The following is a 12,740-nucleotide window of genomic DNA, read 5'->3' on the forward strand; positions in this document are numbered from 1 at the left end:
CGACGGTGGGACACCGTCGAGGCGGATCCCTGACCACCCGTCACCATCGACCCGGCGCGTATCGGGCCGTTGTCCGACTCGGAGACTCATCCGTGGGAACCCGGTGCCCCGCTGAGGCACCGTCTGCTGCACCTCCGTCAGCGTAATCGACGATATCCTCTGCGTGAGGAGCACATCGCCGCTCACGAAGCATGACGTTCCGCGCAGCCAGTGCTGCAAGGCTCCCAACAATCAGGACGGGAATCATGACAATCACTGTGGGAATCAACGGCTTCGGCCGCATCGGCCGTAGCTACTTCCGCGCCCTGCTCACCTCCGGCGCCGACATCCGCGTGGCCGCGGTCAACGACCTGACCAATGCGCAGACCCTGGCGAACCTGCTGAAGTACGACAGCGTGTACGGGCCGCTGCCGCAGCAGGTCGTGGCGGAAGGCTCATCGATCAGGGTCGGGGACACCGTGGTCGAGGTCCTCAGCGAACGCGACCCGGCGCAGTTGCCCTGGCGCCGCCTCGGAGTCGACGTCGTCATCGAGTCGACAGGCGTGTTCAACGACGCCGCCAAGGCCCGGGCGCACATCGACGCCGGGGCCTCGAAGGTGGTCGTCTCCGCTGCGGCGAAGAACGCGGACCTCACCCTCGTCATGGGTGTCAACGACAACCTGTACGACCCGGAGAGGCACACGATCGTCTCCAACGCCTCGTGCACGACGAACTGCCTGGCTCCCATGGCCCGGGTGCTCGATGACGCGCTCGGCATCGAGTGCGGCACCATGACCACGATCCACGCCTACACGCAGGACCAGAACCTGCAGGACGGCCCGCACCCCGACCCCCGGCGCGCCCGTGCGGCCGGCCTCAGCACCATCCCGACCACCACCAACGCCGCCAGCGCGATCGGCCTCGTGCTCCCCAGCCTGAAGGGCAAGCTCGACGGGTACTCGGTGCGGGTTCCCGTCCCCGTCGGCTCGCTGACCGACCTGACCGTCCGGGTGGCCCGCGAGACGACGGTGGAGGAGGTCAACTCGCTGTTCCGCAAGGCCGCGGACGGCGAACTCGCACGGATCCTGCGCTACACCGCGGACCCGGTCGTCTCGGCGGACATCGTCAGGGACCCGGCGTCGTGCATCTTCGACTCCCTGCTCACGCAGGTTGTCGAGGGGCGCCACGTACACGTCTTCGGCTGGTACGACAACGAGTGGGGATTCTCCAACCGCCTCATCGACACGACCCAGTTGGTCGGCGGCGCGACTGTGTGACGACCCCGCCGAGCTCGCCACGGCGAGGGAGGCGGCAGGCGTGCGGTCGGCCGCGCCCCACGGCGACGGCAGGATGCCCGCGGCCAGGGTCCGTGCCCGCCCCGCCGGGGAGGAGGACTTCCCCGCGCCGGACGCCGTCTTCGACGAGACGTTCAAGACGCCGTTCCCCGCCCGGACGACCGTGCGGGTGCGTCTTCCCGGCCGGTTGTCCATCGAGGCCGACCTGCTCGCCGTCGCCGGCTGGAAGCCGATGAAGATGTGGGGTGCCGGCCCTGCCGCGTGAGCGGCGGGGCCGGATTCGTGGTGGGGCGAGCGGGGCGGTGGGACCGCCGGGCCGGACGTGGGGGAGGGATGCCGGGAGTTGATCCCGGCCGGGAGTGCGTTCGCTTTCCCGGCCGGGCGTCGGGGCCGGCTGTTTCCGGCGGGGAGGTTCGCGGCCATGTGTCCCTCGGTTGTCCCCCGGCGAACGGGCGGCCCGGCACGGCCCCGCCGGCTCGCACGGCGGGGCCGGGGAGGCGGCGCGCGGGTGACCGGCGCGAGAAGGCGGTGGAGGCACTGGCCGTGGAGCCCGTGCGTCCCGTGGTGGCCCGTGTGGTCCGTGTGGTCCGTCCCCGGTGACGGCTACTGGGGACGGCAGCGCATGTGCCCGTCTTCGAGCGCATCCGCACCTGGCGTGATGGACGCGGCTTTCTCCTCGTGCGAGTCGTGCGGCCCTGCCGTGCCGGGGGCCGCCGGGCTGGATCCGTATTCGGGTCGGCTTGGAAGGAAGCTCATCGCTGGAAACCGCTGCCGTGCCCGTTCTTCGTCGCCGGCTCGCTCGACCGCATCGGACGACGGTCCCGGGCGAACGGTTCAGGCATCGGATTCGCATGCGAAGAATTACGGCTTACAGTGGCTTTTCCGATTTTTCATGCATCGCTCTGTAACGTACGAGTACGCTCAAATTACGATGGGTGGCAGAGGGCGTCCCATGGAAAGTGCCAGGGGAATGGGCTACACTGACGCCAGTCCGGCTGCCGTCCTCTCTCTGGCGCACGCCGGACAGGGCAGTATCTGTTACCGCTTCGCCAGCAAGACGGAGCTGATGGCCAAAGCCGTCCTCAGGTCCGTGACCCAGTTGCGCAGTCGACCCCGCCGCTGACGGGCGTGTGGAAGTGAATTTTTCGTAGTTCCTCGGAAACTGTGTTGGAGCGATTCTCCAGCATGAGATGAGCGGGGATTCAACTGATGACCGACCAGACAGTCGACCCTGTTGCAGTCACCAGTGAGGTGGCCGACTCCATTCCTGGCTGATCACGGCCCCGTAGCCGGGCAGCTGCTCGCGGCGGTGCTCACGGAACCCGGTGGGATCGGTCCCGCGGCGTCCGTGGGGAGCCGTCGACCAGTCCGTACACGACCTGTTCACCGCGCGACGGTGGCGGTTCCGCGCATCGTGCCGGAGGGCGACCGCACGACATTCTTTCCGCGTTTTCCATGTCCGGCGTGCTTGCTTGCGATGAGTGCGTTCCGGGATCGCCGCCTCCTGGATCGGGCATTCATTCCGGGAATGCAGGGTTGTCTTGTCAAGGAAGGTAAACCGTATAAGTCCGCAGGCAAGAGGAATCGGTGAGTAATTTCCCCGGGGTTAGTGGACTGTTCTTCCCGCCGCTCTCGGAGAATGGCTCCGGCATTCCCCCGGACGTCGCGCACACGCGTGCCGGCCGTAACAATCAACCTGTATCGACTCGACCGGTTAAATGCTTGACTGAAGCTTATTGACATAAAAATTTATGCATGTGAACATGACAGCATGAAGGAACTTCTGAGCTTACCGTTCGAAAATCCGGACATCATCGGCATCGCGCCCCAGATGCTCGCCTTGCAGAAGGAGGGGCCGATCGCCAAGGTGCGGACCGCCGGTGAAGACGCCTGGCTGGTCACCCGCTACGACGAGGTGAGGACGCTGCTCGCCGACCGCCGGCTCCGTCTCAGTGACCCCAAGCCGCAGCCGTCGGCCAAGAGCGCGGCCAGGAACTTCATGGTCGCGCTGATGGCCGGGGACGACCACGAGACCGAGCCCACCAGACATGCGCAGATGCGTGCGCTGCTCGTGCCCCGGTTCTCCACGCGCCGGATGCGCCTGATGAAGACCCGGATCGAGCACCACGTGGACGAGCTGCTCGACCAGTTGGCCGCCAGCACTCCGCCGGCCGACCTGCACCACGCGCTGTCGTTTCCGTTGCCGACCATGGTGGTCTGCGATCTGCTCGGCGTGCCGTTGGCCGACCGGGAGCGGTTCGGACAGTGGGCGAGAGGCACATTCGACCAGAGCGACAACCAGCACTCGGCGAACACCTTCCAGCAGGTTGTCGATTACATGATGGAACTGGTGGCGCGCAAGCGAACCGAGCCGGGCGACGACCTCCTGTCCGAACTGATCGCCGAGAAGGGCAGCGCACTGTCCGACGCGGACATCGCCCACTTGGGCAACGCCGTGCTGTTGTTCGGCTACGAGACCACCATCGCGCGCATCGACCTGGGCGTCCTGCTGCTGCTGCGCAACCCGGCCCAGCGTGCCCTGCTGGTCGAAAAGCCCGAACTCGCACCGGCTGCGGTCGAGGAGATCCTGCGCCTGGGCGTCGGCGGCAACGGATCCAACGCGCTGATACCCCGCTACGCGCACGGCGACATCACCGTCGGCGAGACGGTGATCCGGACCGGGGACGCGGTGATGCTGGCCATCGGCGCGGCCAACTACGACGACCGGGCGTACCCCGGTGGCGAGCTGTTCGACGTGACCCGGCACAAGCCCAAGTCGCACCTGGCGTTCGGGCACGGCGCCCGGCACTGCATCGGCCGCACACTGGCCCGGATCGAACTGACCGCGGTGTTCGAGCGGCTGTTCCGTAAACTGCCCGACCTGCGGCTCGCGGTACCCGAGGAGTCGGTGCGCTGGCAGGAGCACCGGATCACCGGCGGGTTCGACGAACTCCCCGTCACCTTCTGAATGGCATTGCACGAGCGGAAACACAACTGTCCACCGTTCACGGCCATGGGCGGCACGTATCGCGAGACCGGTTCGAAGCTCACGAATTGGCCGTGGTGGTCCTTCCCGCACGTTCAGTGCTCCAGCCGTCGATCATGATCGGGCGTGGTGAGGTGCTGCCCTTCGTGATCGCCGAGCCGCAGCACGGGGTGGTGGACCGTGCCGATGCCGTCGAGCCCTCCTGGTTCCACCAGCCGTCTCCCGGCGGCGCAGTGAACAGCGCAATCCGCGGTGGTCGCCCGGCGCGGGCTGGGCGATGCTCCACACCGGCGCCGGGTTCGTGCCGGCCTCCCGGCGCGTCCGGGACCGTCGGCCGCCGCGGTGGCCGGACTCCCTCGACCCCCAGCGGTTCCGCCCCGACCCGGGGGGCAAGGACCTGCGACGGGCCCGGGAAGACGGCCTCGAGCGGGGCGCCGCACTGTTCGACGGGGGTGACGGAAAGCGGAGCCGGTGCGTCTGTGCGGATCCGGCGGGACACCCGTCCCGTCTCGTCCGCGCTGTGTGCGTTACCGCTGTGCGGCCTCGCCGTTCCCGAGTTCCGCCAGCCGGGTCAGGGCCGGGAGGGCCGCCGCGATCGCCTGGCGTTCCTCGGGCGTCAGCTGGACGACGAGGCGGTGCAGATGGCGGCTGCGGTCCTCGTGCCGGGCCTCGCCGATCCTGCGGCCGGCCTCGGTGATGTGGACCAGGGCGGCCCGGCCGTCCGCCGGGTCCGGGCGGCGTTCCACGAGTCCGTCGCGTTCGAGGCGGGTGACCAGCTGGGTGAGCCCCGGCTGGCTCATCTGTTCGGTTCTGACCAGTTCGGTCAGCCGTCTCGGGCCACCGACGGCCAGGGTGTCCAGCACGGAGAGCGTCGTGAACGACAGCTTCTGCACGGCGGGAAGCCGGATGTAGTAGCGGTTGAAGCTTTCGATCGCCCGGGTGAGGCCACCGATGTCCAAGTCGGTGTCGTGCGCGGTGCGCTTTGCAGGAGTCACCCTAGAAATGTATCGCAAGATTATATAAGCTCTTGATCGATCGATTTGCTAGAACATTGTCTGGCGCGTGGTCTGTGACGGATCACAACGCGCCGGCACATCATCGACCTCAGGAGCGACGGCGCTCCAGTGCCACTGGACCGTCCGGTGAGGGACACACCCATGACTGTGCGTGTCGGTATCAACGGTTGCGGAGAGGTGCGCACGACGGCCCATTCGCCCGCCTACCCCTCCCCGCTCACCCAACCGCCCCTCTGATCGGTCCAGCCCCCACCATCCTGAACGCCGGCACCGGCCGTCCCCCGTCACCTCCGTCTCACCCGGCGCCATCGAAGTCGTCGGCCCACCCGGATGTTTGACGCTCCTTCCCCCACGCACAGACGTCACGAGGACAAGGAACCATGACGGACACCTTCAGCGACTACGTCGACTGCACGCCCCTTCTCGACGACCGTGAGGCCCTCGACCGGTTCTACGACGAGCACGGCTACCTCTATCTGCGCGGGGTCCTGGACGGCGAACTCGTGCGGACCGCCGCCGAGCAGATGCTCGAGGGCCTGATCGCACTCGGCCACGCCGCCCCCGGCACCACGCTCGAGACCCTCACCATCGATTCCTTCGAGGCGGTCGACGAGGTGGCGATGCACGACTACGTCAAGTACGACGACCTGTGGAACCACCCCTCGACCCTCAAGGTCTGGGAGAAGGCATTCGGCGAGCCCGTCTTCGTCTTCAAGTCGACGACGATCCGCTACTATCCCTCCGCCGCGGGCTCCGAGGAGCCGAGCTTCCTGACGCCACTGCACCAGGACGGCTTCTACATCGGCCCGAACAAGGACTTTCGTACCGCCTGGATACCGCTGCTCGCGACGGCCCGCGGCATAGGCGGCGTCGCCGTCGCCGACGGCAGCCACAAGAAGGGCCCGCGCGAGCACGTCGTCACCGAGAACTTCCGCCGCTTCGGCCATGCCGTGCGCGGCATACCGCAGGAGGAGTTGGACGCGGACGAGCAGCTTCTGTTCTCGCCCATGGAACCGGGTGACGTGCTCCTCTTCCACGCCTTCATGTGCCACAAGTCCATCCCGAACGTCTCGGTGGACCCGGCCGGCATGCGGATGTCGATGGACACCCGCATCCAGCCCGCCTCCTCGCACCGAGGGTTCAACGCCCTGACCCCCTGGCCGGAGTCCGCGAAGGACTCCTCCAAGGGAATCATGTCCAAGATCACCGGAACTCCCACCACCATCGAGTGACATTGTTACCTCCACACCCGCCTCAACCGTCCCCCCACAAACGCCTGGGTAGGCAGCGCATGACGAAACGCGAGGGCCTCTCCCCTCTGAAGGAGCCCAACGCGACACCGGAGTCCCCGGCCGGCACACAACCGGTCGCCGCGGGGCTCAGTGGCATCGCCCTCGTGGTGGTGCTCACCGGATACGCCCTGTCCATCGTGGACGCCTCCATTGTCAACGTGGCGCTGACCTCGATCAGCGACGACCTGCACGGAGGCCCCGCCGCACTGGAGCTGGTGGTGTCCGGCTACGGCCTCACCTACGCCCTCGGCCTGGTGCTGGGCGGACGGCTGGGCGACGCCTTCGGCAGACGGCGCCTGTACGCCTGGGGACTCGCGGCGTTCACCGTGACCTCGGCGCTGTGCGGACTCGCCCCGACCATCGAGTTCCTCGTCGCGGCCCGGCTGCTGCAGGGCGCCGCCGCCGCCATGCTCGTACCGCAGGTGCTGGCGACGATCCAGGCGGCCACCAAGGGCCAGGCGCGCGCCCGTGCGATCGGCATGTACGGCGCGACCGCGGCCCTCGGCATGGTCGTCGGGCAGATCCTGGGCGGACTGCTGGTCTCGCTGGACGTCGCCGGGATCGGCTGGCGGTCCGTCTTCGCGATCAACGTGCCGATCGGAGTGGCCGCGCTGCTGGCCGTCCGGCGCGTCCCCGCGACCAAGGCCGACGCGAAGCCGGGCTTCGACCTGGTGGGCACCGTGCTGTTCGGCGTCACCATGGTCTGTGTCCTGGCCCTGGTCGTGGCGGGCCCCGACCTGGGCTGGCCGCTGTGGCTGTGGTCGCTGCTCGTGGTCGCCGCGGTGGGGGTGCTGGCGCTGGTGCGGGCCGAACGCGGGCTGGAGGCACGGGGCGGCTCACCGCTGCTGTCGCCGTCGGTGCTGTCCCATCCGGGGATGCGCAGAGGGCTGGCGGCGATGGTGCCGTTCTCGGCCGGCTTCGGCGCCTTCCTGTTCGTCTACGCGCTGATCGCACAGGGGCACTTCGGCCTCGACGGGCTCGCCTCCGGCGGGGTGCTGACGCCGTTCGCCGCGGCGTTCTTCGTGGTGACGCTGTTCACCCCCAGGATCGCTGCGGCCATGGGCGGCCGGATCGTCACCCTGGGCGCCCTGATCCAGGGCACGGGCCTGCTGCTGCTGGCGCTGGTGATCCGGCTGGGCTGGCCGCACCCCTCCCTGGCGCTCGTGCTCGTCGGGATCGGCCTCTTCGGCGTGGGCGCGGCGCTGATCGGTCCGACGCTGTTCCGGACGATCCTCGCCGATGTACCCCCCGCGCAGGCCGGCATGGGCAGTGGTGTGCTGGTGACCAGCCAGCAGATGGCGACCGCGCTGGGCGCGACCGTCGGTGGAACCCTCTACGTCTCCCTGGCCGGCTGGCTGTCGACGGCGTCGGCGGTCGTGCTCGTTCTCGCCCTGTTGGCGTGTTTCTCGGTGACCGTTTTCGTGATCAGTCTGAAGCTTCCCGACCCCAGCTGACGCCCACTCCTCGAACGGCGCGATCTGATCCAGACCTTCTCGTCGGCAACGGCGCGCCGTCCTCCGGCGCGCCCGCGCGCAGAAGCGGAGACAGCCAAGTGCACTTACAGACAAGGACGGCCGTGGTGACCGGCGCGGCCAGCGGCATCGGCCTCGCCCTCAGCGCCCGCTTCGCACGGGCCGGCGCCGGCGTGGTCATGGCGGACGTCGAAGGCGACGCACTGCACCGCCGGGCCGCCGAACTCATCGAACAGGGCGCTCAGGTCACCGCGGTGACCGCCGACCTGACCGATCCGGACGCCGTCGAGCGGCTCGCGGACACGGCGTTCGACCTGCTCGGCGACATCGACGCGGTGTGCAACAACGCCGGGGTCCTCGGCCCCGTGGGGCAGCCCCTGTGGGAGGTGCCGCTGGAGCGGATGCGGCAGGTCTTCGAGGTGAACCACTGGGCGCACGTCCTGGTGGCCCGCGCCTTCGTCCCCCGGCTGCTGGAACGCGGCCGGCCCGCCCACCTGATCCACACCGCCTCGATGTCCGCCTTCGTCGTCGGCGCCGGCAGCGCCGCCTACGCCGCCTCCAAGCACGCCGACCTCGCGGTCGCCCGCAGCCTGCGCGCCGATCTGCGGGGCACCGGGATCCGGGTGTCGGTGCTGTGTCCCGGCCGGGTCGACACCCCCATGGTCCAAGGCCTGACGGCCCCGCGCGGCGCGGGCGGCGACACCTCGGTGAGCGCCGAGGACGTCGCCGGACTCGTGTGGGAGGCCCTCGGCTCCGACCGCTTCTACCTCTTCAGCAATCCCGACGCCCCGCTGCGGCTACGCGATCAGTTCGACGACGTATGGCGTCATGTTTCCCTTCCACCCCCTTCCCCCGAGGAGGAGCTGTGGCCCGCGCCGAAAGCGACGACCGTAGCGATGAAACACTGACCATCGACCTGGAGGCGGTCAGGGAGAAATACCGGCAAGAACGCGACAAACGCAGCGTCGGCCGCACCTACCAGTTCGCGCGCGGTGACTTCAGCCGCTACGCGCGGGACCCCTACACCGAGCGGCGGGAGCGCGAGCCGCTCACCGACGAGGTGGACGTCGCCGTCATCGGCGCCGGCATCGGCGGCCTGCTGACCGGCGCCCACCTGCGCAAGGAGACCGGCCTGGAGCGCATCCGGCTGATCGACGAAGCCGGTGACGTCGGCGGCACCTGGTACTGGAACCGCTTCCCCGGCGTCCGCTGCGACGTCGAGAGCTACATCTACATGCCGCTGCTCGAAGAGATCGGCACGATACCCACCGAGAAGTACTCCACCGGGCCCGAGATCTTCGCCCACCTCCAACGGATCGCCCACAAGTACGACCTCTACCGCGACGCCCTCTTCCAGACCACCGTCACCGAGCTGCGCTGGGACGAGGCCGCCGGGAGGTGGCTGGTGAGCACCGACCGCGGGGATCTGATCCGGGCCCGGTACGTGGCCATGTCGATCGGTCTGATGCACCGTCCCAAACTCCCCGGGCTGCCGGGCCTGGAGACGTTCGCCGGGCACTCCTTCCACACCAGCCGCTGGGACTTCGACTACACCGGCGGTGACAGCACCGGCGGCCTGACCAAGCTGAGGGACAAGAAGGTCGGCGTCATCGGCACCGGCTCGACGACCATCCAGCTCGCCCCGCACCTCGCCGAGTGGGCCGAACAACTCGTCGTCTTCCAGCGCACCCCGGCCGCGGTCGACGTCCGCGGCAACCGGCCCACCCCGCCCGACTGGGCGGACAGCCTCGAACCGGGCTGGCAGCAGCGCCGGATGGAGAACTTCCACGCGCTGACCTCCGGCGTCCCGCAGGACGAGGACCTGGTCCAGGACCGCTGGACGCAGACCACGGCCAAGCTGGCCGCCGCGATCCTGCCCACCGGCGACACCGGGGGCGACCCGAAGGAGCGGGCGCTCGCGGCCGAGCGGGCGGACTTCCTCAAGATGGAGGAGCTGCGCGCCCGCATCGACAGCGTCGTCACCGACCCCGCGACCGCCGCCGCCCTCAAGCCGTACTACCGCGTGTACTGCAAGCGGCCCTGCTTCCACGACGGCTACCTCCAGACCTTCAACCGGCCCAACGTGACCCTGGTCGACACCCAGGGGCGGGGCGTGGAACGGCTCACCCCGGCCGGGGTGGTCGCGAACGGCCGGGAGTACCCGGTCGACTGCCTGATCTTCGCCACCGGCTACGAGCACGAGTTCGCCGTCCCGTACACCGACCGCGCCGGCTACGACATCGTCGGCCGCGACGGCGTGAAGCTGTCGGAGAAGTGGGCGGACGGGGCACGCACCCTGCACGGACTCCAGGTGAACGGCTTCCCCAACTGCTTCATCCTGTCCAAGGTCCAGGCCGGCCGCCACGTCAACATCGCCTACATGCTGGGCGAGCAGACCCGGCACCTCGCGCACATCGTCAAGTGCGTCGAGGAGCGCGGCCACCGGGTCGTGGAGGCCTCCGAGGCCGGTGAGAAGGAATGGGTCGAGGAGATCCTCCGGCTCGCCACCAACGACATCGACTTCCTCGAGAACTGCACGCCCGGCCTCTACAACAACGAGGGCGACCCGAGCGGACTGCCCCTGCTCAACTCCAGCTACGGCGGCGGCTCGGTGGAATTCGTGAACATCCTCAGGCGCTGGCGCGAGGCGGGTGACCTCGCCGGCCTCGAACTGCGCTGACCACTCCCCCTTTTGCGAAAGGCGGCAACGCCCATGGACGTAACGCCGATACCCGGCGCCGCTCTCGGCGCCGTCGTGCACGGCGCCCGTGTCGCCGGCGACATGGACCAGACCCAGTTCGAGGAGATCTGGGCGGCGCTCGACGCACACCTCGTACTCGTCTTTCGCGGCCACGAGACCCCCTCCTACGAGGAGTTCCTGGCCTTCGGCCGCCGCTTCGGGTACATCCCGAAGACCGGTCTGACCAGCGGTGCCCACCCCGACCACAACGAGATCCTGATCGTCTCCAACCTGGTGGAGGACGGCCGCAAGATCGGCGTCGGCGACGCCGAGTGGATGGGCTGGCACACCGACTACTCCTTCCGCCCCCGCGTCTCCCAGGTCGGCTTCCTGGAGGCCGTGGAAGTGCCGTCGTCCGGCGGCGGGGAGACCCTCTTCACCGACATGTACGCCCTGTACGAGTCGCTGTCGCCCGAAGAGCGCCGGCGCCTGCACTCCTACCGGGTCCGCCACGCCCTGCGCACCGGGTACGAGGAGACCATCGAGGAGGAACTCCAGGGCGAGGTGTCCCTCGGCGAGAACACCGAACGGATCCAGCCCGAGGACGGCACCTCCACCATCCACCCGCTGATCGCCCGCAATCCGCGCACCGGCCGCCAGTCGGTCTACATCAGCACCCTGAACACCAAGCGGATCGTGGACCTCGCCCCCGACGACAGCCGCAAGCTGCTCGACGAACTGCTGTCGCACGCGGGCAAGCCCCAGTACACCTACGCCCACACCTGGCAACCCGGGGACATCGTCATGTGGGACCAGCTCGGCACCATCCACGCCAAGCAGGCCTTCGACCCGGCCGAACGGCGCATCATGCGCCAGGTCGTCAGCATCTTCGACGACCCGACCGACCCCTGGCGCGCGGAGGTCGCCGCATGAGCACCGCTCCCGCCTGCCTCAGCCACAGCCGGACCACGATCACCCCGGCGCTGCGGGCCGCCGTCGACCGGCTCGACCACCGCTCACGTCACCAGGCGGCCTACCACTTCGGCTGGATCACCGCCGGTGGTGCGCCCACCAGAGCCGACGCCGGCAAGGCCGTACGGCCGGCGCTCGCGCTGCTGTCGGCCGAGGCGGTCGGCGCACCCCCGGAGGTCGCCCTTCCCGGCGCCGTCGCCGTGGAGCTCGTGCACAACTTCTCCCTGGTGCACGACGACCTGATGGACGGCGACGAGGAGCGCCGCCACCGGCGCACGGTGTGGAAGCTGTGGGGCCCCTCCAGCGCCATCCTGACCGGTGACGCGATGCTGGCGCTCGCCCAGGAGGTGCTGCTGGACACCGGGCTGCCGACGGCGGCACCCGCCGCCCGCCTGCTGGCGCGCACCACCCGGCACCTGATCCGCGGCCAGGTCCAGGACCTGTCCTTCGAACAGCGCTCGCACGTCACGGTCGAGGAGTGCGTCGACATGGCCGCCGGCAAGACCGGCGCGCTGCTGTCGGCGAGCGCCGCGATCGGCGCCGTCCTCGCCGGGGCACCGGAGACGACGGTGGACGCGCTGGCGCTCTACGGCGACCAGGTCGGCGTCGCCTTCCAGCTCGTCGACGACGTTCTCGGCATCTGGGGCGACCCGGCCGTCACCGGCAAGTCGGTCCACTCCGATCTGCGCTCCCGCAAGAAGTCCCTGCCGGTGAGCCACGTACTGAACCAGGACGGTCCGCTCAGCGACGAGCTGGCCGCCTGGCTCACCACCCCCGGCGAACCCGACGAGGAGGAACTGCGGCGCGTGGCCGGCCTGATCGAGGGCGCCGGCGGCCGGGACTGGGCGCTGGCCGAGGCCGCCCGGCGGATGGCGCTGGCCGAGGACGCGCTGCGCAGCGTCGAGCTGGACGCCGGCGCGCGGGAGGAACTCCTCGCGCTCGGGCGGTTCGTCGTCGACCGCGAGGCCTGAGACCGGGCCGGCCCCGTACCCGCGTGCCCCTTTCCGACTCCTGACCCTCCGACCAGCGCAGCACCCCCGCCAGGGCA

Annotated in this window: 10 protein-coding genes; 9 read left to right on the forward strand and 1 reads right to left on the reverse strand. The window is 69.3% G+C overall.

Annotation, left to right across the window (positions count from 1 at the left end; all coding sequences use genetic code 11):
• The first annotated feature begins 245 nt into the window (after positions 1-245).
• The 3 genes from gap to penM all read left to right on the forward strand — a co-directional run bounded on the left by gap (position 246) and on the right by penM (position 4,242).
• Positions 246-1,256, forward strand: coding sequence for a type I glyceraldehyde-3-phosphate dehydrogenase (gene gap, locus QQY24_RS29495; protein WP_301975754.1), 1,011 nt, complete (start codon positions 246-248; stop codon positions 1,254-1,256).
• Positions 1,257-1,296: 40 nt separating this feature from the next.
• Positions 1,297-1,539 carry a hypothetical protein gene (locus QQY24_RS29500; protein ID WP_301975755.1) on the forward strand — a complete coding sequence of 81 codons (243 nt, stop codon included), beginning with the start codon at positions 1,297-1,299 and terminating at the stop codon, positions 1,537-1,539.
• 1,506 nt (positions 1,540-3,045) lie between these two features.
• Entirely contained in the window at positions 3,046-4,242 is a 1,197-nt protein-coding gene (gene penM / locus QQY24_RS29505) for a pentalenolactone synthase (RefSeq protein WP_301975756.1), read from the forward strand.
• A gap of 545 nt (positions 4,243-4,787) precedes the next feature.
• Here penM and QQY24_RS29510 read toward each other — a convergent pair.
• The gene (locus QQY24_RS29510) at positions 4,788-5,255 is read right to left on the reverse strand and encodes a MarR family winged helix-turn-helix transcriptional regulator (RefSeq protein ID WP_301975757.1); all 468 of its coding nucleotides are present in this window, start codon (positions 5,253-5,255) and stop codon (positions 4,788-4,790) included.
• A gap of 401 nt (positions 5,256-5,656) precedes the next feature.
• Between QQY24_RS29510 and ptlH the strand changes: the two genes are divergently transcribed.
• The 6 genes from ptlH to QQY24_RS29540 all read left to right on the forward strand — a co-directional run bounded on the left by ptlH (position 5,657) and on the right by QQY24_RS29540 (position 12,663).
• Positions 5,657-6,508: a 1-deoxypentalenic acid 11-beta-hydroxylase gene (ptlH, locus tag QQY24_RS29515; RefSeq protein WP_301975758.1), complete on the forward strand. Its 852-nt coding sequence runs from the start codon at positions 5,657-5,659 to the stop codon at positions 6,506-6,508.
• Positions 6,509-6,567: 59 nt separating this feature from the next.
• Positions 6,568-8,022: an MFS transporter gene (locus tag QQY24_RS29520; RefSeq protein WP_301975759.1), complete on the forward strand. Its 1,455-nt coding sequence runs from the start codon at positions 6,568-6,570 to the stop codon at positions 8,020-8,022.
• Positions 8,023-8,120: 98 nt separating this feature from the next.
• Positions 8,121-8,948, forward strand: a complete 828-nt coding sequence (gene ptlF, locus QQY24_RS29525) for a 1-deoxy-11-beta-hydroxypentalenate dehydrogenase (protein ID WP_301975760.1) — start codon at positions 8,121-8,123, stop codon at positions 8,946-8,948.
• A complete protein-coding gene (ptlE, locus tag QQY24_RS29530; protein ID WP_301975761.1) occupies positions 8,906-10,720 on the forward strand; it encodes a neopentalenolactone/pentalenolactone D synthase in 1,815 nt (604 codons plus the stop codon). The genes ptlF and ptlE overlap by 43 nt, the downstream gene beginning before the upstream one ends.
• 33 nt (positions 10,721-10,753) lie before the next feature.
• Positions 10,754-11,653, forward strand: coding sequence for a neopentalenolactone/pentalenolactone F synthase (ptlD, locus tag QQY24_RS29535; protein ID WP_301975762.1), 900 nt, complete (start codon positions 10,754-10,756; stop codon positions 11,651-11,653).
• Positions 11,650-12,663 carry a polyprenyl synthetase family protein gene (locus QQY24_RS29540; protein WP_301975763.1) on the forward strand — a complete coding sequence of 338 codons (1,014 nt, stop codon included), beginning with the start codon at positions 11,650-11,652 and terminating at the stop codon, positions 12,661-12,663. Before ptlD ends, QQY24_RS29540 begins: the two co-directional genes overlap by 4 nt.
• Positions 12,664-12,740: the final 77 nt, after the last annotated feature.

Origin of the sequence: Streptomyces sp. TG1A-8 (assembly GCF_030499535.1) — a bacterium.
In the GTDB taxonomy this organism is placed as follows: domain Bacteria; phylum Actinomycetota; class Actinomycetes; order Streptomycetales; family Streptomycetaceae; genus Streptomyces.

What these genes read in the sequence shown, in the direction of transcription:
- gap (WP_301975754.1), top strand. Translation starts at nt 246, where the DNA reads ATGACAATCACTGTGGGAATCAACGGCTTCGGCCGCATCGGCCGTAGC.
- penM (WP_301975756.1), top strand. Translation starts at nt 3,046, where the DNA reads ATGAAGGAACTTCTGAGCTTACCGTTCGAAAATCCGGACATCATCGGC.
- ptlH (WP_301975758.1), top strand. Translation starts at nt 5,657, where the DNA reads ATGACGGACACCTTCAGCGACTACGTCGACTGCACGCCCCTTCTCGAC.
- QQY24_RS29520 (WP_301975759.1), top strand. Translation starts at nt 6,568, where the DNA reads ATGACGAAACGCGAGGGCCTCTCCCCTCTGAAGGAGCCCAACGCGACA.
- ptlD (WP_301975762.1), top strand. Translation starts at nt 10,754, where the DNA reads ATGGACGTAACGCCGATACCCGGCGCCGCTCTCGGCGCCGTCGTGCAC.
- QQY24_RS29540 (WP_301975763.1), top strand. Translation starts at nt 11,650, where the DNA reads ATGAGCACCGCTCCCGCCTGCCTCAGCCACAGCCGGACCACGATCACC.